Genomic DNA, 22,128 nt, shown 5'->3' with positions numbered 1-22,128 from the left:
TGGGGGAAGCGGAATCGGGAGTCATGGCAAGGCCGCCGACAATTGTCTGGGAGCGCTTCCACACCCCGGCTGTGCGCTACGGTCGCCGCGTCGGCCCGTCAGTTCAGGCCGGGCGGGTTCGGCAGCGTGATCTGCACCCGCGCGCCGCCGAGCGGCGAGTCCTCAAGGATCACATGGCCGCCGTGGGCCTGGATGATGCGGCGGCAGGTGGCGAGTCCGAGACCCAGTCCCTCGACGCCCACGGCGTCGCCCCGATCCATCAGATCGAACACGCGCCGGCGAAGGTCACGGGGCACACCCGGCCCGTTGTCGTCGACGGTGATGACAGAACCTGATGCGGTTCCCGTTCCCCTCACCTCGACGTGCGGCGTGACGCCCGCGGCCGCTGCGAACTTCACCGCGTTCGCCACGAGGTTCTGGATAACAACCCCCAGGAGCGTGCGGTCGGCCCAGACCTCGAGATCGGCATCCACCGCGATCGTGGCAGACGTCGCGGCGATGGGCGCACCCAGATCAGCGATGACGTCGGCGGTCAGCTCGTCGAGGCGCACCGATTGAGGATGCGGCGCCGCCGACCCACGGCGCGCATACTCGAGCAGGCCGGCGATCATCGCGGCCATCCGGTCGGCCGCGGATTCGGCGTGCGCGAGAGATCGGGCTGCCTGCGGTGCCCGCTCGATGTCGGGGCTGTCGGATGCCAGCTCCAAGAAGCCGGTCAACGCGGTCAGCGGATTGCGAAGGTCGTGGCTGATCTGCCCCGCGAACTGCGTGAGCATCTCATTGGTCGCGGTGAGCTCGCGGGTAATGCGCCGCAGCTCGAGGACATCGATGACCTGCCGTGCAAGAACATCCAGTCCGCGCCGGGTGTCGTCGTCAAGCTCCCGAACGTCCTCGTCGAAAACGCAGAGCGTCCCGATGATCGCGCCGTCAGGTGTCACGAGTGGGCTCGATGCGTAGAAACGCACCCAGGCGATGTCACCCATGACGAACGGGTTGGCGCGGAATCGCGGGTCCTGCCGGGCATCCGAGATCACGATGGGCGCCTGCTCTGTCAGAACGGCGACACACATCGAATCAGTGCGGGCGCAGACCGCCGGTTCGAACCCCTCTGCCGCGATCTGGTGTTGGAAGCGATCATCGATGATGTTGATGACGGCTTTCGACACCTCGCACAGCATCGCCGCGAGGCGGACGATGCCCTGAAGCTCAGACGCGGGTGGCGACGTGATCACGTCGTAGCTGTCGATCGCCTCCAGCCGGGCCGCCTCGTCGACTGTCGTCATCCGTCGTTCCCCTCACGCCCAATCAGGATCAGGATACGGCGTGCCCGCCCCTGCGAGGGCCGCGAGCGCCGGAGTCAAACCTCACGAACTCCGCAATCTTGCACGTTCCTCGCAGCATCCAGCCGAACGGATGCGGAGTACGGGTAATTCTGCGGAGTTAGGGACGCCCAGTCACTCCCAGGTAGGGTTGTCGCCGCCCGCCCGGCGCCGCACCAGGGCGCCCGATCTCCCCTGGAGTGCCGTGACCGATACCAGCCCTGCGCGCGAGAACTCTGCCCGCTACCGCATCGAACCGACAGTGCTGCAGGCACTGCGAAGCCCGAGGCTGCTCACCCGAGAGGTGCTTGCGGGGCTTGTCGTTGCCATCGCACTGATCCCGGAGGCCATAGCCTTCTCGATCATCGCGGGCGTCGATCCGCGCCTGGGCCTGTTCTCGTCGTTCGTCATGGCGGTGGCTATCGCGTTCCTCGGCGGCCGGCCCGCGATGATCACCGCTGCCACGGGCGCCATCGCGCTGGTGGTCGCGCCGGTGGCGCGCGAGTACGGCGTCGACTACCTCATCGCGACAGTGATGCTCGGGGGGCTCATCCAGATCGTGTTCGCCGCCCTCGGGGTGGCCAAGCTCATGCGCTTCATCCCGCGCAGCGTCATGGTCGGCTTCGTGAACGCGCTCGCGATCCTTATCTTCGTCTCGCAGTTTCCGCAGCTCATCGATGTGCCCTGGCTCGTCTACCCCATGGTCTCCGCGGGACTTCTCATCATGTACCTCATGCCGCTGTGGACGAAGGTCGTCCCCGCACCCCTGGTGGCGATCGTGTTGTTGACCGCCGCGGCTGTCGTCTTCGCCATGAACATCCCCACCGTCGGCGATCAGGGGGACCTTCCCGAGAGCCTGCCGACCCTGTTCATCCCGGACGTCCCTTTCAGCCTCGAGACACTCCAGATCATCGCTCCCTACGCGCTCGCGGTCGCGGTGGTCGGCCTGCTCGAGTCACTCATGACCGCGAAGCTCGTCGATGACATCACCGATACGCACTCCCGCAAGACGCGCGAAGCGTTCGGGCAGGGCGGTGCGAACATCCTGTCGGGCCTTTTCGGCGGCATGGGCGGGTGCGCGATGATCGGCCAGACGATGATCAACGTCAAGGCCTCAGGCGCTCGCACGCGCATCTCGACGTTCCTCGCCGGGGTCTTCCTGCTGATCCTGGTGCTCGTGCTCGGCGACATCGTCGCGGTCATTCCGATGGCAGCCCTCGTCGCCGTCATGATCGTCGTCTCGGTCGCGACCTTCGACTGGCACAGCATCCGCCTGTCGACCCTGCGCCGGATGCCCAAGAGCGAGACTGCCGTCATGCTCATCACGGTCATCGTGACGGTGTGGACCCACAACCTCGCGATCGGCGTGGTCGTGGGTGTGTTCGCGGCGATGGTGCTGTTCGCCCGCCGGGTCGCGCACTTCGTTCAGGTGCGCCGAGAGATGGATGCCGACGCATCAGTTCCGACGGCGCGCTACACCGTCGACGGAGAGCTCTTTTTCGCCTCGAGCAACGACCTGACCACCCAGTTCGAGTACTCCCACGATCCCGACCGTGTTGTCATCGACATGTCCAACTCGCACATCTGGGATGCCTCGACTGTCGCGGCATTGGATGCCGTCGTGACGAAGTACGAGCAGCGCGGCAAGCGCGTCATCCTTGAGGGGATGAACGAGGCGACTACCGACTTCCACGGCAGACTCTCGGGGGAACTCGGCGCCGGCCACTGAGGAGTCCCGCCGCGCCCGTTGACCACCCCGTGGACCGAACGGTCGACGAGCACTCCCAGCCAGTTCGTGGTCGGATCATGCCCAGCGCTTGATCATCCGGCAGGTGGGACACAGGGTGCGCCGACAGTCGGCATAGCCCCGATGCGTACCCATAGAGGATGGCTGATTCACCCTCGACCGCCGACCACCCTCCACGCGATGCATCCCGTGCGACACAACCGGGTGCCGTGACGCTCCCGCGGAAAAGCCGTCGGCTGCGGCGGGCAGTGATGGCGGGCGGGCTGGTCGTGGTGCTCGCGGCCGGCGGAGGGGCGTGGTGGGCCGCAGACCGATTCCTGATCGAGCACGTGGAGATCGCCGATGTCTCGGCCTACGAAGCCTCGTACGGGACATCATCGAACGCGACAGAGACGGACACAGACACCGACACTGACGCCGCTACCGACACCGAGGCGGTGATCACCGACAACTCCTACACGTCGGGCGACACGTCGATCACGATCAGCACGGTGCATACCGGGAGTGGGTCCGACGCCGTCACGTATTACGTCGCCGATGTTGTGCTCGGTGATGCCACCGATCTGAGGTCTGCGTTCGCCAAGGATCAGTTCGGTGAGAACATCACCGAACTCACCTCGGCGATCGCTGCCGACAACTCGGCGGTGTTCGCGATCAACGGCGACTACTACGGATTCCGCGACACCGGCATCGTCATCCGTAACGGCGTCGTGTATCGCGATGAGCCGGCACGCGAGTGGATCGAACCAGACGGCGGAGGCTTCGAGCTTCCCGGCATGACGATCGTCGAAACCAAGTCCATGTCGCAGGCGAGCGAGGTCGACAGGATCCTGTGGCGCCTGGGCGCGCGGCCCGTGTCGCTGAGCAAGTATGCGACCGGCCTTGCCGCGCTTCACCCCGAACTTCCCCGCAACAAGTGGTCGCGCCTCCTGCGCGGTCCCTTCGCCGTCGGCTCACGAGAGGAGACATCATGCGCCGCCGCCTAGCCCCTCCTGTTCGCCCCCCTTGTCGTGACCGGTGTGGTCCTCGCGGGATGCACCGCCGTGACGACATCGACGGCAGAGTCGACCACGGCTGATACCGCGGTCATCGAGACCACCGTGACCGTCGACTCCGACCTGGCCGCCGAAGCCGTGCTTGCCGCCAACGAGGACTACGCGACCGTCAACGATGATGAGTGGGATGCCGCATCCGCCGTCGATGTCACCCTGAGCGGTTCGTCGGAATCCAGCTCATCGGACGCTGTCGCGATCGATGGTTCCACGGTCACGATCACCGCTGCCGGCGTCTATCGACTCAGCGGGGATCTCGCGGGATCCGTGATCGTGGCCGCACCTGACGATGCGCTGGTCGTGCTGATTCTCGACGGCGCGACAATCGAGAACACATCCGGCGCAGCGATCGATGTGCAGACCGCTGACGACGTCGCGATCTACCTGGAGTCCGGGACGACCAACGCCGTCTCAGACACATCCAGCTATGCCGATGAGGCGGAAGCGAACGCCGCGATCTACGCCGCCACAGACCTCACGATTTCGGGCGACGGCACGCTCACGGTGGACGGCAACGGCAATGACGGCATCACCAGCACCGACGACCTCGTGATCCTGTCGGGAACGATCGAGGTCGACGCCATCGACGATGGCCTGCGCGGCAAGGACGCACTCGTGATCGAGGGCGGCACGGTCACCGTGACCGCGGGCGGGGATGGTCTGAAGAGCGATCAGGATGACGATGCTACGCGCGGCTACGTGCTCATCGCCGATGGGACAGTCCAGGTCACCGCTGGTGACGACGGGATTGCCGCTGCCACCGACGCCGTCGTCACCGGCGGAACCGTCACGATCGAGGCGGGCCGAGGCGCAGACGCCGCGCTGTCGGCGGACGCCGCTCCGAAGGGGATCACCGCCGGCGTGGTCGTCGCCCTGGACGAGGGCACGGTGAACGTCGACGCAGCCGATGACGCCGTACACAGCGACGGATCGGTCGGCATCGGTGGCGCCGATGTCACCCTGTCGACGGGTGATGACGGCATTCACGCGGAGCAGACCGTGGAGATCCGATCTGGCGAAGTGACGGTGACTGAATCTTACGAAGGGATCGAAGGAGCCGACATTGCTATCTCGGGGGGCACGGTCGACGTCACCGCGAGCGATGACGGTCTCAATGCCGCCAGCGGCAGCTCGAGCGGCGGCATGGGTGGCGGCGGGATGCAGAACTCAGGCGAGACGCTCACAATCTCGGGCGGCATCGTGACGATCGATGCCGACGGTGACGGCCTGGATTCCAACGGCACGATCGTGATCTCGGGCGGACAGACCGTCGTCTTCGGTCCGACGAACAGCGGGAACGGGGCGCTCGACTCCAACGGTGGCATCGAGGTCACCGGCGGCACGGTGCTGGCGCTGGGAAGCTCGGGCATGGCCGAGACACCCGACTCGACGTCGTCCCAGTCGTGGGTCGCGGCATCCGTCTCCGGCTCAGCCGGCACGACCGTCACGATCACCGACTCCAGCGGCACCGTGCTCGCCGAGGTGACCTCGCCCAAGCAGTTCGAAACTGTCGTGTTCAGCTCGGCGGATGTCGCAAGCGGCGCCACGTATACCTTCAGCACCGGCAGCACCACGGTCTCGGCTCAGACCGGAACCGCGCTCTCGGGCGGTATGGGCGGCGGTATGGGCGGCGGAGGAATGGGCGGTGGCGGAGGCGGTGGTCAGCGCCCCTGATAAGAGCGGCGCGTGAGGCGGGTGGCCCAACGGCTACCCGCCTCACGCACGAAATCGTGCCAGAAACTCTCTCGTTCGGTCCTCGCGCGGCGCGCCGAACACCTGGGCTGGGGTGCCCTCCTCGAGCACGCGTCCCTCGTCGAGGAACAGCACGCGATGCGCGACATCGCGCGCGAAGGCCATCTCGTGTGTGGCCATCAGAATGGTGGAACCCTCCTCGGCGAGCTGACGGACGAGGCCGAGCACCTCGCCGACGAGCTCCGGATCCAGCGCCGAGGTGATCTCGTCGAGTAGCAGCACCTCGGGGTCGGTTGCGATGGCCCGGGCGAGGGCCGCGCGCTGCTGTTGGCCGCCGGAGAGCCGGTCGGGATGCTCGTCCGCGAATGCTCCGAGCCCCACCCGATCGAGTAGCACCTTCCCTCGCTCTTCGGCGTCGCGGCGCGGAATCCGTCGCACGACCCGGGAAGCGAGGGTGACGTTATCGAGCAGGCTCAGGTGCGGGAACAGGTTGTAGCTCTGGAAGACGGTACCCAGCCGTGAACGCACCCGGTCGGCATCGACTCGCGGATCCGAGATGTCATCGTCACCGAGCAGGATGCGGCCATCGTCGATGCTCTCGAGCAGATTCAGGCACCTCAGCAACGTTGACTTACCCGATCCACTCGAACCGATCACCGCGACGACCTCGTGACGCGAGAGCTCGAGCGATACGCCGCGCAAGACGGGCTGGTCGCCGAATCTCTTCCACAGGCCCTCAGCCCTCAGCACGGCGCTCACAGGACCGATCCCGCCTGCTCGCGACGCTGCAGCTTCGCCGTGTACCAGTCGGCCACCCGGATCGTCGGGATGGCGAGCAGGACGAACAGGATGCCCGCGACGACATAGGGCGTGAAGTTGTAGGTGAGGGACACCTCCGAGCGGGCGGCCGCGACGGCATCCACGGCTCCGAGAATAGAGATCAGCCCGACATCCTTCTGCATCGAGATGAAGTCGTTCATCAGCGGCGGTGTCATCTTGCGTAGCGCCTGCGGCAGCACGACATGCCGAAGCGTCTGCACGTGGCCGAGCCCGAGGGCACGGGCGGCGAGCCGCTGTGACGGATGCACGGCCTCGATACCGGCACGGATGACTTCAGCAACGTATGCCGAGTAGGTGAGGGTGACCGCGATCACCCCGAGGACAACCGGCGGGATGCGCTGATCCATGATCGTGGGGATGCCGAACCCTACCAGGTAGAGCACGATGATGAACGGGAAGCCGCGGAACAGGTCGGTGTAGCCGGCCGCGAGCACCCGCAGCGGGAAGAACACCGGTCCGCGCAGGGTGCGGAGCACCGCGACAGTCAACGCGACAACGCTCACCGTGATGACCGACAGACCCAGCACCTGCAGGTTCAGGAGGAATCCGTCCCAGATCTTCGGGAGCGCCTCGATCGCGATCCGCGGATTGAAAAAGGCCTCTTGTACCGCCGACCACCCCGGCGTCTGGATGACAGTGAGCCAGACGACCGCGCCGAACACCACGGTCGACGCGACCGCAACGAGCACAGAGCGCTGCGACCGCCGGCGCCGATAGGCGCGGCGGTCGAGCTCGCGGGCGCTGAGCGGCGGCGGGCCGTCCGCGGCAGCAGGGGCGGGAGCGGTCACTGCAGGATCGGAACGCCCAGCTCGGCATCCAGCCACTGGTCGGTGATCTGCTGGAGCGTGCCGTCGGCGCGCAGCTCGTCAATCGCTTCCGACACGGATGCCGTCAGCGGTGAGTCCTTCGCCAGCACAACGCCCCACTCATCGGCGATTCCGCCCAGGGGCAGCTGGCCGACGATGAAGGAGTTCTCGATGTACTGCGACGTGGCAAGGAACGCCGTCGGCAGGTCGATCACGAACGCGTCGATCTGCCCGGCCTTGAGGGCTGCGACGGCATCCTCGTTGGACGAGTAGAGCTGGGTCGCCGTGTCGGGCTGAACTACCGCATCGATCGTCTGCGCGCTGGTCGAGCCCGACATCGCGCCGAAGACGAGGGACTTCAGCCCATCGATGTCGGTGACACCCTCTGCCGGTCCGCCCTCGATCGCCACGACAGCCTGGGCCGCCGAGTAGTACGGGGACGAGAAATCGACTGCCTGCTTACGCTCGTCGGTGATCGTGTACTGCTGGATGTTGAAGTCGAAATCCTTCGGACCGGGGGCGATCGCTGCCTCAAAGCTCGTGCGCACCCATTCGACGTCGTCGGCAGCGAACCCGAGCTTGTCGGCGATCGCATACGCGAGGGCCGCCTCGAACCCTTCGCCAGATGCCGGGTCATCATTGATGACGTACGGCTCGTACGCCGTCTGTCCGGTCGCGATGGTGAGCTTGCCAGGCGTCACGTACCCCGCATCGGCGGAGTCGGGTTGTTCGCCGGACGTCGAGCAGCCTGCCAGGGCGAGCGCCGAGAGCGCGAGTGCGGCAGCGGCGGTGAGGATACGGGCGCGCGATGCGCCAAGGGCACGGGACACGGGGCCTCCAAGGGTGGGTCGACGCACGGATGCTGTGATGCGCCGTTCCTCCATCATCCGTCGTCGCGGCGCCCCGGGATTAATTGCGCGGCGCTTTCTTACGATGCCCCGCAATACGGGCCTAGTCGAAGTCGGCGGCGACGGCATTGCGGTGGTACTCGAAGATCAGGCTGGTGCGGGTGGACGCCACACTGTGCCGGGCGGACAGGTGGTCGACAACGAAGCGCCGCACCGCCGACGAATCCTCGACAGCGATGTGGACCAGGAAGTCGTCAGCCCCGCCGAGAAAGAAGACCTGGATCACCTCGGGGATGCGTCGCACCTCTTGCGTGAAAGCACGGATGCTCTCCTGGCGCGCACCGGGACGCAGGGTCACTCCGATGACAGCCTGGAGCCCTCGCCCGAGGGCGCCCTGGTCGAGGGCTGCGTGAAAGCCCGTGATCACGCCGCGGTCTACGAGAGCGCGAACGCGGGTGTGCGCGGTTGACGGTGCGAGGCCGATCGCATCAGCGAGCGCCGCGTTCGTCATGCGGCCATCGGCTGACAGCAGCTCGACGATGCGTTCGTCGACGGGGTCGAGGTCCTTCTCCATACCGAATATTCTTCGCCATTCGAGCACCAGTGCCAACTCTTCTTCACGACAATGCACCCGTGAGCGCGGTCCTAGGCTCGATTTCTTCGTTCTGAAACATAAAGAGCAGAAGATCGTGCGATTCTCGGTTTCGACGGCGAGCTGTATGGCCGCGCTCAAGGAAGAACGGAGAAACCCATGCGGATCGGCGTACCCACCGAGATCAAGAACAACGAGAACCGCGTCGCCATGACGCCGGCAGCAGTGGACGCCCTCGTTCGCCGAGGCCACACCGTGACCGTGCAGCGCGGCGCGGGCCTCGGTAGCGCGTTCACGGATGACGCGTATCGCGCCGCGGGCGCACAGATCGCCGACACCGCCGAAGAGACCTGGGGCGGCGCCGAGATGGTCGTCAAGGTCAAGGAGCCGATCGCCCCCGAATACGGGCTGCTGCGCGAAGACCTCACCCTTTTCACCTACCTGCACCTCGCCGCCGACCGGCCGCTGACCGACGCCCTCATGAGCGCTGGAACTACCGCGATCGCCTACGAGACCGTGCAGACCGTCGACCGCGCGCTGCCGCTGCTCGCTCCGATGAGCGAGGTAGCCGGGCGCCTGTCCATCACGGTTGGCGCGAACGCCCTCATGAGCCCCGCGGGCGGGCGAGGGATGCTGCTCGGCGGCGTGCCCGGCACACCCAAGGCCAAGGTCGTCGTGATCGGTGGCGGTGTGGCGGGCGAGCACGCAACGGCGAACGCGCTCGGCTTGGGTGCGAACGTCACCGTGATCGACATCTCGCTGCCCAAGCTCCGCGCCCTGGAGGCTCGCTTCGGCGGAGCCATCCAGACCCGCGCCTCGACCCGATACGAGATCGCCGAGCAGCTCGCCGAAGCCGATCTCGTGATCGGGTCGGTCCTGATCCCGGGAGCTGCAGCCCCCAAGCTCGTGACCGACGAGATGGTCGCGGCAATGAAGCCCGGCTCCGTTCTCGTTGACATCGCGATCGACCAGGGTGGATGCTTCGAAGGCTCACACCCCACGACCCACGACAACCCCACCTTCCCGGTGCACCAGTCGCTGTACTACTGCGTCGCGAACATGCCCGGCGCGGCGCCTCACACCTCGACACGCGCGCTCGGTAACGCCACACTCCCCTACATTGCGACGATCGCCGACAACGGCTGGGATGCGGCATCCGATGCCGACCCGGCCCTGGCTCGCGGACTCAACGTCCGGGGCGGGATTGTCGTGAACGAAGGAGTGCGGGCCGCGTTCGGTATGTGATCGCAGCTGGATCGGAATACCCTCCGGGGGTATTCTCGTTGTGGTCGGTACGACACCAGCGACGCAGGGAGTGACGGCCATGAGCGAATCGCACGCGCACCGGGACACGGCGGGCGCGGGCCACGTCCACCACGACGAGCACGCAGCCGGCGGCAGCGGATCTCGTGGCGGGCACGGCGGGCACACCGGCCACGGCGATCACGTCGGGCAGTTCCGGCGCCTGTTCTGGATTAACCTCGTCATCTCGGTGCCTGTCGTCGCCTCGTCGCCGATGTTCGCGATGATTCTCGGCTATACCGTGCCACAGTGGGCGCTGCTGGTGGGCCCGGCGCTGGGCACCGTCATGTACGCGTGGGGAGGATGGCCGTTCCTCAGCGGGGCGGTTTCTGAGCTTCGCTCACGCACACCGGGGATGATGCTTCTCATCGGCCTGGCCATTACCGTCGCCTTCTTCGCGTCGTGGGGCGCGACTGTCGGCATCCTCGATCACGCGCTCGAGTTCTGGTGGGAGCTGGCACTCCTGATCGTGGTGATGCTGCTCGGGCACTGGATCGAGATGCGCTCGCTCGCCCAGACGACGTCGGCGCTCGATTCACTCGCTGCCCTTCTCCCGGATGAGGCCGAGCGCATCGACGGAGACGAGATCGTCACCGTGTCTCCTGCGGAGCTGCGCGTAGGCGATCTGGTCGTGGTTCGTCCCGGCTCGAGCGTTCCAGCAGATGGCACGATCGTCGACGGTCGCGCGGACATGGACGAATCGATGGTCACCGGGGAGTCCCGCCCGGTCTCGCGGGGTGTCGGCGATGCTGTCACTGCCGGCACGGTGGCCGTCGACTCAGGGCTGCGGGTCGAGGTCACCGCGACTGGCGACGACACCGCTCTGGCGGGCATCCAGCGCCTGGTGGCTGACGCACAGAACTCGTCTTCCCGCGCGCAGCGCCTCGCTGACCGAGCCGCGGCGCTGCTGTTCTGGTTCGCCCTCGGGTCCGCCGTCATCACCGCCGTGGTGTGGACCCTCATCGGGGATCCAGACTCCGCGGTCATTCGTTCGATCACGGTCCTCGTGATCGCCTGTCCGCACGCGCTCGGCCTCGCGATCCCGCTCGTCGTTTCGATCGCGACCGAACGGGCGGCGCGCGCAGGGGTGCTCGTGAAGGATCGACTCGCGCTCGAAAGCATGCGCACCGTCGATGCCGTTCTGTTCGACAAGACCGGCACGCTCACCGAGGGGATCCCGGCGGTCACGGCGGTCGAGGCCGCCGCGGGCGTGAGCGAAGACGACGTGCTCACTCTCGCTGCTGCTGCCGAGAACGCGAGCGAACACCCGCTGGCGGTGGCGATCGTACGCGCCGCAGCCGACCGCGGCATCCGCCTTCCCGAGGCCACCGACTTCTCGTCATCCCCCGCAGTCGGTGTCGCCGCGACGGTGAACAGACACGAGATCAGAGTCGGCGGACCCCGGATGCTGGAACAACTCGGCGCCGACGAGGTCGAGGCCGCAGCATCCTGGCGCGACGACGGCGCCATCATCCTGCACGTCGCGCGCGACGGTGAGGTGATCGGTGGACTGAAGCTCGCCGATCAGGTGCGCCCGGAATCTCGCGAAGCCGTCGACGCCCTGCACGTGCTCGGCGTGACGGTGGTCATGATCACCGGCGACGCCGAAAGCGTGGCCGCGTCCGTCGCCGACGAGCTCGGGATCGATCGCGTGGTCGCCGGTGTGCGCCCCGAAGACAAAGCAGACAAGGTGCGCGAACTCCAGCACGAGGGCAAGCGCGTCGCAATGGTCGGTGACGGCGTCAACGACGCGCCGGCCCTCGCGCAGGCCGATGTCGGGATCGCGATCGGAGCGGGCACGGATGTCGCTATCGCGTCAGCGGGGGTCATCCTCGCAACCTCAGATCCACGCTCTGTGCTTTCGGTGATCGAGCTGTCGCGCCGGACCTACCGCAAGATGACGCAGAACCTGTGGTGGGCGGGAGGCTACAACCTCATCTCGGTGCCGCTCGCCGCCGGCATCCTGGCCCCGATCGGATTCGTGTTGCCGATGTCTGTCGGCGCGATCCTGATGTCGCTGTCGACCGTCGTCGTCGCGCTCAATGCTCAGCTGCTGCGACGGATCGATCTCGATCCGGCTGCGACCGTCCGGACAGCACTCCGCCGGTAGCCTCGGGGCATCGCTCAGCGCAGCGCTCGCCGGTAGCGTCTACGCGCGATCAGCTACGCCACCCGCAGCAGGGGTATGGCCGCGAACCGGATTGCCTGGAAGCACAACGTTCAGTAGCGCCAAAGTGCGGCATCCATCGCGCACGACCCACAACACGGCGCGACCGAGACGAAGAGCACGACACTGGATGTCTTCAGCCAGCCCCCGCACAGCCGTACCCGTTCAGTCGCGCCAAACGGCGGCATCCATCGTGCGCAGCCCACAACACGGCGCGACCGAGATCGGACGCTCGCTCGATTGCTCCATCGAGGCGACGTGGACGTCGATGTCCAGCGAGATATCGAAGAGTTCTGCTGCGGCCACCGCAGCACCAGTGCGCACCACGAGTCGACGGGCCACGATTCGATCATGCCTGATCACGCTGCCTGCGTCCCGCGCACGCCGTTGGCATCCCTCCGCGTGCAAGGATTCAAACATGACGTGGACGGATCGGCTTGGTGAACTCGGGACTACATCGTCGCCCAGGACAGCGAGACCGAGCTCACCACCGTGCTCCCCGGAGCCGTCCTGGGACCCATCCTCACGGCCGACAACATAGGCACCGCCTTGATCATCCATCGGATGCTCACTGGCGGTATGCGCGGCGCCCCGAAGATCGGACTCGAAGTCGTCGACGTCCGAGACCTCGTCGACCTCCACATCCGCGCTATGACCTCACCCGCCGCGGCCGGGCAGCGATTCCTCGGCACCGGAACGTTCATCTGGATGGCGGACATCGCCCGAGTCCTCCGAATCGGACTCGGCGACCGCGCAGCGAAGGTCTCGACCAGGGAACTGCCGAACGTCGTCGTGCGCATCGCGTCCTGGTTCGACCCCTCGCTCAGAGCGATCACGATTTCCCTCGGCCGCCGCAACCGCCACACCACCCAGAAGGCCGAACGCCTCCTCGGCTGGACGCCTCGCCCCGCGGAGCAGACCGCGGTTGAATGCGGAGAGAGCCTCATCGAGCACGGCGTCGCATAACCCCTCGCAGTCGTGAGCATCCGCAGAAGACGGGAAGATCGGACTACACCCCCACGCTGGCCGAGCACTGTTCCCCACGACCGACCTGCTGCTCACCGCGGTCCAGGAACTCCGCATCGAGGAATGCGCATCCCGACTCCGGTCCCCGTCGAGGCCCTATCGGAACAGCCCGCCGGAAGCCTGACGTTCACCAAGACTGCCCGAACCCTCGCCCGAGCACGTCCTCCGGGCTCGCCGTCCGCTCCGAACGCCACATGCTTCTGGTCGCCAGTCCGATCGGTGCCCCTGGAGGGACTCGAACCCCCAACCGTTTCCTTAGGACGGAACTGCTCTTCCATTGAGCTACAGAGGCTGGCGGCATCCAGTCTAGGCGGCGTCGCCGGCTCTGCTCGCCCGTCTGGCCCCGAACGTGGGAATCCCCTGGGTATGGCGCTTGTGAGGTTGCGAGCGTCGCCAACTCTCGGAATCGTGGCTGGTCCAAAGACCGCAACGGAAGGAGAGCTCCCATGCTCACCATGACCGACACCGCGGCTGAGGCCGTTAAGACGATCGTCGCCCGCGTGCCGCAGGCTGCTGACGGCGGTCTGCGCATTCGGGATGCTGGCGCCGAGACCGGCTTCGAGCTCAGCGTGGCACCCGCACCCGAGCCTGACGACACCGTCGTTGTGACCGAGGGCGCTCGCGTGTTCCTCGACACCGCCGCGTCGCTTGCGCTCAACGATCGCGTCCTGGACGCGCAGCTGGAGCAGGACGGCACCGTCCGCTTCGCGCTCGCCGCACAGGGCTGATCCCCCAGCCGATAACGGCCCCCGATGACTTCGGTCGTCGGGGGCCGTTTGGCGTGTTGCTAGCGGTCCAATCGGCGGATGCTGGCTCGTGGCGGCGCCGAAGAGCCCCGGGTTTTCGCGGATCTCATCCACGACCGGGCCACGCTCAGCCAGGTGGCCGTGGGACCTCACCGACAGAGCAGGGTGACATGGAGGCGGAAGGGAGCCACCGTGTCCGTCATCATCCTCGTTCTGTTCATCGCGGCCATCGTCGCGAGCGCGATCGGTGTCGCGCATTCAGTCGGTCGCGACGGTTACGGGCGGCGCCCCGAGGTCGGCGGCTACGACTCGCGACGCCCGACTCTGTGACGGTCAGTGGAAATCCCGCGAACGGTGCTGCACCCCGACACGCAGGTCTTCGAAGCGGTCGGCGAGCACATTCGTCACCCCCTCGGGTGAGCGTTCCAGCATGCCCCGCACGATGAGCGCGGGAGCATCGCGCGCCACACGTCGATAGCGGTTCCAGACCCCGACGGAACAGATCACGTTGACGACGCCGTGCTCGTCCTCGAGGTTCAGGAAGGTGATCCCGGATGCCGTCGCCGGCCGCTGTCGGTGCGTCACGAGACCCGCAACCTCGATGCGCCGCCCGGTCTCATGAGCGCGAAGTTCGCGAGAGGTGAGCACGCCTCGGGCGTCCAACGGCGCGCGGTAATGGGTGAGCGGATGGTCGTCGGTCGAGATGCCGGTTGCCCACAGGTCGGCAGAGAGGATGTCGTAACTGGTGGGATCCGCGAACAGTGGCGGCTGGACCGAGACGAGCGAATCCGGCAGATACTCGGCACGGTCCTGGGCCGCTGCCCCAGCGAGCCACACTCCCTCGCGGCGTGAGATCCCCAGCGACTCGAAAGCACCGGCGGTGGACAGCGCCTCGAGCTGCACCTCGGTCACACCCGTTCGCCGAACGAGATCACGCAGGTCGCGGAACGGTCCGTGCGCGTCACGCTCGGCAACGATGCGCTCGGCGGTCGGCTGCCCGACACCCTTGACCCCAGCAAGCCCCAACCGCACGGCGAAGTTCCCGTCGCGACGGTGCGCAGCCGACTCATCCGGCGCGTCACGATCGAACGGACCCACCGGCGGCTGGATGCGGTGCGTACAGGCATCCATACCGGTCGGTGTCGGCATCCGATCCGACATCACGGGCTCAACCCCGGCCCACACACCGGAGGCGTGCAGATCGGGGCGACGCACTTCCACGCCGTGGCGGCGGGCATCCGAGACGAGGGTCGCCGGCGAGTAGAAGCCCATCGGCTGGGCACGCAGGAGCCCGGCCAAAAACGCGGCGGGATAGTGCAGCTTGATCCACGAACTCGCATAGACGAGCAGCCCGAACGAGAGCGAGTGGGATTCGGCGAACCCGAAGTTCGCGAATGCCTGGATCTTCGCGTAGATCGCATCGGCATCCTCGCCCACGAGATCGTTGCGCGCCATGCCTTCGTAGAGCTTCTCGCGCAGCGACTCGATCCGCTCGAGCCCGCGTTTGGAGCCCATCGCCCGGCGCAGCAGATCGGCATCCTCAGCGGTGCAGTCGCCGATCGCGACAGCCATCTGCATGAGCTGCTCCTGGAACACCGGAACCCCGAGGGTGCGCTCGAGCACCGGCTTGAGCTTCGGATGCGGGTAGGTGACCTTCTCGTCCCCGAGCTTGCGTCGCACGAACGGATGCACCGCGCCACCCTGAATCGGACCGGGGCGAATGAGAGCGATCTCGATCACGAGGTCGTAGAACCGCCGCGGCTGCAGGCGCGGGAGCAGCCCCATCTGAGCGCGGGACTCCACCTGGAACACCCCGATCGAATCGGCCCGGCACAGCATGTCGTAGACCGCCGCTTCCTCTTTCGGGAGCGTTGAGAGCTCCCAGTCCTCCCCCGTCGCCTCGTGGATCATGTCGAAGCAGTACTGCAGCGCCGCCAGCATCCCGAGGCCCAGCAGATCGAACTTCACGAGGCCCATCCAGGCTGCGTCGTCCTTGTCCCACTGGATGACGGTGCGGTTCTCCATGCGCGCGTGCTCGATCGGTACGACCTCCCCGACCGGCCGCTCGGTGAGCACCATGCCACCCGAATGGATGCCGAGATGCCGCGGCGCCTTCAGCAGCTCGCCGGCGTACGCGATGACCTGGGCGGGGATGTCGTGTTCGGGGCTGCTCTCCAGGGAGCTCCCCCATCTTTCGACCTGCTTGGACCAGGCATCCTGCTGACCCGGCGAGAAGCCGAGGGCCTTGGCCATGTCTCGCACGGCATTCTTGGGCCGGTACTGGATGACGTTCGCGACCTGCGCGGCGCGGTCCCGTCCATAGGTCGCGTAGACCCACTGGATGATCTCTTCGCGCCGGTCGGAGTCGAAATCGACGTCGATGTCGGGCTCCTCGTCGCGCAGGCTCGACAGGAACCGCTCGAAGGGCAGGTCGTAGGCGATCGCGTCGACGGCGGTGATGTCGAGCAGATAGCAGATGGCGCTGTTGGCCGCCGACCCTCGCCCTTGGCACAGGATGCCGCGGCGCCGGGCCTCTTGCACGATGCCGTGCACGATGAGGAAGTACCCGGGAAAGTCCTTCATCTCTATGACGCCGAGTTCCCGTTCGATGCGGTCGCGGTCCTTCGGGGCTAGATCGGGATACTTGCGGGGCACCGCCTCCCAGACGAGGTGGCGCAGCCACGTCATCGGTGTGTGGCCCTCCGGAACCGGCAGCTTCGGTAGGGCGGGCTTGGCCCGGCGCAACGGAAAGGCGAGTTCGTCGGCAAGGGTCACGGTGTTCGCCACCGCACCGGGGTACCGGGCAAACCTCTCAGCCATCTCGGCACCCGAGCGCAGGTGCGCCCCGGCGTGGGCGGGGAGCCAGCCGTCGAGCTCGTCGAGCCCCCGGTTCGCCCGGACCGCCGCCACCGCCGCGGCAAGTTGCGCGCGCTCCGGGGCCGCATAGTGCACGTTGTTGGTCGCGAGCAGCGGCAAGCCGCGGTCGGCGGCGAGCGCGGCGAGGCTGTCGTTGTCTCGCGTGTCCGACGGATTGCCGTGGTCGATGAGTTCGACGTGCACGGCGCCCGGGCCGAACAGCGCGACGAGCTCGTCGAGGGCAGCGGCTGCGGCATCCGGCCCACCATCGGCCAACGCGCGACGGACAGCGCCCTTGCGGCATCCGGTGAGCACCGCCCATTCCGACCGGCCGCGAGCGCCGGTGAGTCCGTCGAGGCGTTCCTCGCCGCGGGCGAAGGCCGCGAGCTGCTCGAGGTCATAGTGCGGGCGCCCCTTCTCGGCCCCCTGCAGCTGGGCGCGGGTGAGGGCGGAGGCGAGCCGGTGATACCCCTCCTCGCCCCGGGCGAGCACGAGCAGGTGGGCGCCCACCGGGTCGGGTTCCCCGTTCTGCGGCTTCGGCAGCTCAAGGGAGAGCTCGGCTCCGAACACGGTCTGCAGACTCAGCTGCTCGGCGGCTTCGGCGAAGCGGACGATGCCGTAGAAACCGTCGTGATCGGTGATTGCGAGCGCGTGGAGCCCGAGGCGCTCGGCCTCCTCGGCGAGATCCTCGGGTGAGGATGCCCCGTCGAGGAACGAGAACGAGGAGTGCGCGTGCAACTCGGCGTACGGCACGGTTTCGGCAGGTCGCTCGATCGGCGGTGCAACATAGGGTCCGCGCTTGTGCGACCAGGCCGGGCTGTCACCGCCGTCGCCGGGGGAAGGCTTCGGGCGGCGTCGGTCGCTGAGCAGCCGTTCCATCTCCGACCACGACACCGACGGGTTGTTGAATCCCATCAGTCGTACCGTCCCTCGGCATGCCACGCACCCTGCTCGCACACCAGCAGCCAGGCAGTCTGGTCGGCATCCACGACCTGGAAACGGTGCGCCCGCCGCGCCCGTTTCGCATCCCACGCGCGTTCGATCACCGGCCATGGCCCTGCCCAGGCAGCCACTGCCCGACGCCTGCCGGTTTCGATCATGAGCGTCGGTGTGCCGGTGAGCTGCCCACGGTCATCGACCGAGACGGTGACCCCGGATGCCGACACCACCTCGACCGCGACCGGGGCGGCGAACACGGTGGCCGGGAGCGGATCGGGGAGGCTCCCGGGCCAGGGGCGAGCGCGTTCGGCGGCGAGCGTGCGGTGGTCGCGGGGCAGCCGGTCACCCCACGGCACCCACACCTGTCGCTCGGCGAGCCAGCGCCCACCACCGATCGCGGGAGTGACGACCCCACGGTGACCGAGCATCGCCTGCACTCGCGAGAGCGCGTGGTGGACCCGTTCTTCGGGACCCGAGCCGAAAATCGCCGGGGCGTGGTGGGATGCCGCATCAACCGCCTCGGGCGAGATCCGCACGAGTCCGACACCCGTAACGAGGTTGGCCGCATCTTCGGCGAGCTGCCAACGCACCCGGTCGACGATCGCTGCGGCATCGAATGATCCCGGATGCAGCCACACCCGCTCGCTGCGTTCCCTACGGTCGCCAACCAGCTCGATGCGCACCTCGGTGCAGACCAGGTCGATCGCCCCGAGACCGGCGACGAAGGCATCCGCGGTCTGGCGCACCCCGAACGCGACCTGTTCGGCAAGCTCGAGCGGCGGCTCGAAGGCGATCTCGCGCGCAAGCTCCGGCGGCGGCACACGCGGCTCGATCTGCCGGGAATCACTGCCGGCGGCGAGTGCCCGGAGTCTGACTCCTCGCTCACCCAGCCGCTCACGCACACGCTCTTCGGGCATGGCAGCAAAGGCCCCGAGGGTCTGGATGCCGAGGCGGGCGAGCAGGTCGACGATGCCGGATCCCGGGTCGGGGTCGCCGAGCGCGGCGACCGACAGCGGGGCGAGAAACGCGGATGCCGCTCCCTCCGGCACGACGCGGATAGGCTCGGCCGCCGTGGTCGCACTGCGCGCAGCTTGCTCGGCGGTGAAGGGACCGTCGGCAACCCCGATGCGAACATCGACGAGGCTGAGTTCCCGCATCCGTTCAAGCAGCACCCGCGCCGCGGCGGACTCACCACCGTAGTAGCGGGCGGGGCCACGGGCACGGATCGCGCACAGCCCGGGGCGGATGACCTGCACCCCCGGTGCCCGCTCTTCGAGCTGAGCGACGACCGGCGAGAAGGCGCGATGATCGCGTACCGGGTCAGCGGCGACGATGGCGATGGCCGGGCACCGGGCCTGCGCATCGCGCCGCCGAAGCCCTCGGCGTACCCCGTCACGCCGCGCCGCCGCCGAGCATGCGATCACGAGGTTCTTCTCGACCACGGCGATCGGGTCGGCAGGATCGAGCGGATGCGGCCCGTCTCGGGTCAGGGCGATGACCGGCCAATCCGGCATCCAGACCACGAGGCTTCGCGTCGGCGCTCGCAGGGATGAGTCGGCAGGCATGTCACCCTGCTTCCCGAACAGATAGGGCTTCCCGAACTGATAGGGCTTCCCTGACGAACAGAGCTTCACGCTCACTCACGCTTCGAACTGCGGGAGAAATCTCTCGGCCAACGTCGACGACTCCCCCGGGCGCCGGGAGCAGAACGGGTCCGCGCCGCGGGGTCGACAGTCGGCGACTTGTCACCGTGACGGTGACTTCTCGCGCGTCCAGATATCCGTGCCCGCGACCGAGCCCACTCCAGCCCGGATCGCTCACCGACAGCGACGCCTCAGCTTGCGGCCACGGCCCCTGCACGAGCAGCACACCATCGCGATCACGCAGGCGTGCCGCGAACCGAGCGGCATCGGCATCCGACACCCGCCCCGGCGGACGCACCGCCACCACAGGCAGCACCTCGGCGACCGTCGCCGCCACCGCGAGCCACCGCGACCCCGGATCGGGAATCATCACGAGCCGCGACAGATCAACCCCGAGTCGCTCGGCGGCCTCGGCTCCCAGGTGCGGCATCCCCACGACCCCGCACCAGGAACCTGCCTGCGAGGGCGGCGCGAGCAGGGCGAGGAGGAGCGAGACGGATGCCGTCCCCGGCGCAAGCGTGTACACCGACCCGGGCCGCAATCCACCGCCAGGAAGCAGCCGCGAGAGCGCGGGATACGCCGGCAGCACCGGAGCATCCAGGGATCGGCCCTGCACCTGCTCGACCTGGGCGCGAAGGCGATGCACCTCGGCTAGCCGGTCGCGGACGTCGGCGACGGCTTCCGTGCGCTGTGCTCCCATGATCGCCCTCACTCCCACAGGTTAGAACGCATGTTCTAATGCGTCAATGCGATGAGAGCACGATACGAGAGCCATCCGACATCGAAAACGCAGCTATCCTCGGAGCTCATCTCTTCCGTCAGAGAATCCGGTCCGAGGGACCCCACAGAACCGGGGCTCACAGACGGAACCAGCAAGAATAGATACTTTGTTCTAACCCTCGAGCTGGGGTTGAGGGTTGTGAGGGCCTCAGGACGGAGCGATCTCGGCGGTTGTGGCGATGCGCGCGAAGCCGCCGCCCTGCAGCACGAGCGCCGTACCGGCCATGAGCTCAGCCGCCGCCCGGCGCACGACACCGAGCCCCGGGATCTCTTCCTCGAGATCGAACGTGCGGGTCGCATCCAGCACGACAGTCACGTCGTAGCCGAGGTTTCCCGCCATCCGGGCGGTGGTCTCGACGCACATGTTGGTCTGGATGCCGCACAGCACCAGTTCACCGATCCCCCGCTCCTGCAGCCACGCATGCAGGTCGGGGTCGCCGTAGAACGCCGAGTTCACGTTCTTGGTCACCAGCACCGCGGCATCCGCGTTAGCCACGGCATCGACCAACGCGTTGCCCGGGTTGGACGGATGCAGCGGAGATTCCGGATGCCGCGAGTCGTGTCGCACGACCACCACCGGCTCCCCCGCGAACGCCTCGATCAGCCGCGCGACATTAGCCTCACAGTCGGGATTTGCGGTCGGACCCCAGAAGTCGAGGTCATCGAACCCCCACTGCGTATCGATCACCACGAGCGCGCGCGTCATGCTCACATCCCATCACGCCGCGCCGACACTACAGGCGGCGCATCCTGGACTGGCAGGAATCCGTCCACAACAGGCGCCCCCGCCCGCGCACTCGGGAGGTTCTGGTCACTCGGGAGGGTGGATGCCGCATCCACACCCTCCCGAGCATCCATCCCCTCCCGAGGGGACACAGCCCGCCGCGGCACGACCGCACCCAGCACGATCCCGGTGAGCACGAGGCCAAGCCCCGCCACCTGCGCAAGACCGAACGACTCCCCCGCGACGAAGACGCCCAGTGCCACGCCGGTCACGGGGTTGAGCAGTCCGACAAGCCCCACGGTCGCGGCTGGCAGGCGCCGCAGGCCCGCGAACCAGACGGTGAAGGCGAGCGCTGTTGACACGAGCGAGAGGTAGGCGAACCCAACGAATGAGGTCGGGGTCAGCGCGGGAGGCGGACCGTCCACGATGAGCGCGACGGGCAGCAGCATGAGGCCGCCCATCGCCAGCTGCCACGACGCCATCGTGAGTCCCGGAATCTCGTTGCCCCACCGCCCCGTCAGCACGAACCCGAGCGAGGAGGAGATCATCCCGGCGAACGCGGCACCGAGCCCCCATCCGTCGACGGGCTCGCCGCCGACACCGACCAGCAGCGCGACACCGAGGAGCCCGATTCCCGCGCCGACGGCCGCGAGCACGCGCGGCCGCTGCCGGCGCAGCATCCAGGCCAGCAGCATCATGGCGGCAGCTGACGCCGACATGACTGTCGCCGCAACACTCGAGGGCAGGCGCTGGCCGGCGATGTAGACGAGGACGAAGAAGCCGCCGACGTTCAGGATGCCGAGCACCGCGGCACGCCACCACCACACCCCGTGTGGGAGGCGGCGCGAGATCAGCAACAGGATGAGTCCCGCCGGCAGGGCACGAAACAGCGCACCCCACAGCGGAGCATCGGCGGGCAGGAACTGTCGCGTCACGAAGTACGTACTGCCCCAGGCGATCGGTGCGATCGCGGTCAGCAGGAGCCATCTCACGGATTTATCTTCCACGGAAGCTAACAATAGCTTCCGTGGAAGATTTATTCCCCTATC

General features: G+C 67.4%; 19 protein-coding genes and 1 tRNA gene. 8 read left to right on the top strand and 12 right to left on the bottom strand.

Features of this window, described 5'->3' with window-relative positions:
* Positions 1 to 98 precede the first annotated feature (98 nt).
* A complete protein-coding gene (locus LL236_RS00730; protein ID WP_228176890.1) occupies positions 99 to 1,283 on the bottom strand; it encodes a sensor histidine kinase in 1,185 nt (394 codons plus the stop codon).
* Positions 1,284 to 1,524: 241 nt separating this feature from the next.
* Between LL236_RS00730 and LL236_RS00725 the strand changes: the two genes are divergently transcribed.
* The 3 genes from LL236_RS00725 (at position 1,525) to LL236_RS00715 (ending at position 5,792) form a co-directional block, all read left to right on the top strand.
* Positions 1,525 to 3,048 (top strand): SulP family inorganic anion transporter, encoded by a 1,524-nt coding sequence (locus LL236_RS00725; protein ID WP_228176889.1) that lies wholly within the window; start codon positions 1,525 to 1,527, stop codon positions 3,046 to 3,048.
* A gap of 269 nt (positions 3,049 to 3,317) precedes the next feature.
* Positions 3,318 to 4,052 carry a hypothetical protein gene (locus LL236_RS00720; RefSeq protein ID WP_228177173.1) on the top strand — a complete coding sequence of 245 codons (735 nt, stop codon included), beginning with the start codon at positions 3,318 to 3,320 and terminating at the stop codon, positions 4,050 to 4,052.
* A 57-nt stretch (positions 4,053 to 4,109) separates the two neighbouring features.
* Positions 4,110 to 5,792: a carbohydrate-binding domain-containing protein gene (locus LL236_RS00715; RefSeq protein WP_228176888.1), complete on the top strand. Its 1,683-nt coding sequence runs from the start codon at positions 4,110 to 4,112 to the stop codon at positions 5,790 to 5,792.
* A gap of 42 nt (positions 5,793 to 5,834) precedes the next feature.
* Here LL236_RS00715 and LL236_RS00710 read toward each other — a convergent pair whose 3' ends face one another.
* The 4 genes from LL236_RS00710 to LL236_RS00695 form a co-directional block, all read right to left on the bottom strand.
* Complete coding sequence (locus LL236_RS00710) at positions 5,835 to 6,569, bottom strand: amino acid ABC transporter ATP-binding protein (RefSeq protein WP_228176887.1); 735 nt, start codon at positions 6,567 to 6,569, stop codon at positions 5,835 to 5,837.
* Positions 6,566 to 7,438, bottom strand: a complete 873-nt coding sequence (locus tag LL236_RS00705; protein ID WP_228176886.1) for an amino acid ABC transporter permease — start codon at positions 7,436 to 7,438, stop codon at positions 6,566 to 6,568. Before LL236_RS00705 ends, LL236_RS00710 begins: the two co-directional genes overlap by 4 nt.
* Positions 7,435 to 8,286, bottom strand: coding sequence for an ABC transporter substrate-binding protein (locus tag LL236_RS00700; protein WP_228176885.1), 852 nt, complete (start codon positions 8,284 to 8,286; stop codon positions 7,435 to 7,437). Before LL236_RS00700 ends, LL236_RS00705 begins: the two co-directional genes overlap by 4 nt.
* 121 nt (positions 8,287 to 8,407) lie before the next feature.
* Entirely contained in the window at positions 8,408 to 8,878 is a 471-nt protein-coding gene (locus tag LL236_RS00695) for an Lrp/AsnC family transcriptional regulator (RefSeq protein WP_228176884.1), read from the bottom strand.
* 177 nt (positions 8,879 to 9,055) lie between these two features.
* On the opposite strand from LL236_RS00695, the gene ald reads away from it, so the two are divergent.
* Positions 9,056 to 10,141, top strand: a complete 1,086-nt coding sequence (gene ald / locus LL236_RS00690; RefSeq protein WP_228176883.1) for an alanine dehydrogenase — start codon at positions 9,056 to 9,058, stop codon at positions 10,139 to 10,141.
* Between the two features lie 79 nt (positions 10,142 to 10,220).
* Positions 10,221 to 12,308, top strand: coding sequence for a heavy metal translocating P-type ATPase (locus tag LL236_RS00685; RefSeq protein WP_228176882.1), 2,088 nt, complete (start codon positions 10,221 to 10,223; stop codon positions 12,306 to 12,308).
* Positions 12,309 to 12,530: 222 nt separating this feature from the next.
* Here LL236_RS00685 and LL236_RS00680 read toward each other — a convergent pair whose 3' ends face one another.
* A complete protein-coding gene (locus LL236_RS00680; protein ID WP_228176881.1) occupies positions 12,531 to 12,707 on the bottom strand; it encodes a hypothetical protein in 177 nt (58 codons plus the stop codon).
* 222 nt (positions 12,708 to 12,929) lie between these two features.
* Here LL236_RS00680 and LL236_RS00675 point away from each other — a divergent pair, with 222 nt between their 5' ends.
* Positions 12,930 to 13,331: a hypothetical protein gene (locus LL236_RS00675; protein WP_228176880.1), complete on the top strand. Its 402-nt coding sequence runs from the start codon at positions 12,930 to 12,932 to the stop codon at positions 13,329 to 13,331.
* Between the two features lie 280 nt (positions 13,332 to 13,611).
* On the opposite strand, the gene LL236_RS00670 is transcribed toward LL236_RS00675, so the two are convergent.
* A tRNA-Arg gene (locus LL236_RS00670) sits at positions 13,612 to 13,683 on the bottom strand.
* A gap of 154 nt (positions 13,684 to 13,837) precedes the next feature.
* Here LL236_RS00670 and LL236_RS00665 point away from each other — a divergent pair.
* Positions 13,838 to 14,119: a Fe-S cluster assembly protein HesB gene (locus tag LL236_RS00665; protein WP_195692006.1), complete on the top strand. Its 282-nt coding sequence runs from the start codon at positions 13,838 to 13,840 to the stop codon at positions 14,117 to 14,119.
* A gap of 210 nt (positions 14,120 to 14,329) precedes the next feature.
* A complete protein-coding gene (locus LL236_RS00660; RefSeq protein ID WP_228176879.1) occupies positions 14,330 to 14,467 on the top strand; it encodes a hypothetical protein in 138 nt (45 codons plus the stop codon).
* 3 nt (positions 14,468 to 14,470) lie between these two features.
* Here the strand turns inward: LL236_RS00660 and LL236_RS00655 are convergent, their stop codons facing one another.
* The 5 genes from LL236_RS00655 to LL236_RS00635 all read right to left on the bottom strand — a co-directional run bounded on the left by LL236_RS00655 (position 14,471) and on the right by LL236_RS00635 (position 22,071).
* Positions 14,471 to 17,908 carry an error-prone DNA polymerase gene (locus LL236_RS00655; protein WP_228176878.1) on the bottom strand — a complete coding sequence of 1,146 codons (3,438 nt, stop codon included), beginning with the start codon at positions 17,906 to 17,908 and terminating at the stop codon, positions 14,471 to 14,473.
* Positions 17,908 to 19,497, bottom strand: coding sequence for a DNA polymerase Y family protein (locus tag LL236_RS00650; protein WP_228176877.1), 1,590 nt, complete (start codon positions 19,495 to 19,497; stop codon positions 17,908 to 17,910). The genes LL236_RS00655 and LL236_RS00650 overlap by 1 nt, the downstream gene beginning before the upstream one ends.
* A gap of 1 nt (position 19,498) precedes the next feature.
* Positions 19,499 to 20,275 carry a hypothetical protein gene (locus LL236_RS00645; protein WP_267189408.1) on the bottom strand — a complete coding sequence of 259 codons (777 nt, stop codon included), beginning with the start codon at positions 20,273 to 20,275 and terminating at the stop codon, positions 19,499 to 19,501.
* 228 nt (positions 20,276 to 20,503) lie between these two features.
* On the bottom strand, positions 20,504 to 21,061 hold the full coding sequence (locus LL236_RS00640) for an isochorismatase family protein (RefSeq protein WP_228176875.1): 558 nt from the start codon (positions 21,059 to 21,061) through the stop codon (positions 20,504 to 20,506).
* Between the two features lie 2 nt (positions 21,062 to 21,063).
* Complete coding sequence (locus tag LL236_RS00635) at positions 21,064 to 22,071, bottom strand: EamA family transporter (protein WP_228176874.1); 1,008 nt, start codon at positions 22,069 to 22,071, stop codon at positions 21,064 to 21,066.
* Positions 22,072 to 22,128 lie beyond the last annotated feature (57 nt).

Source organism: Microbacterium schleiferi, from assembly GCF_020781975.1.
In the GTDB taxonomy this organism is placed as follows: domain Bacteria; phylum Actinomycetota; class Actinomycetes; order Actinomycetales; family Microbacteriaceae; genus Microbacterium.
Note: the sequence above shows the minus strand (reverse complement) of the source record. Positions and strands in the feature narration are given on the sequence as shown.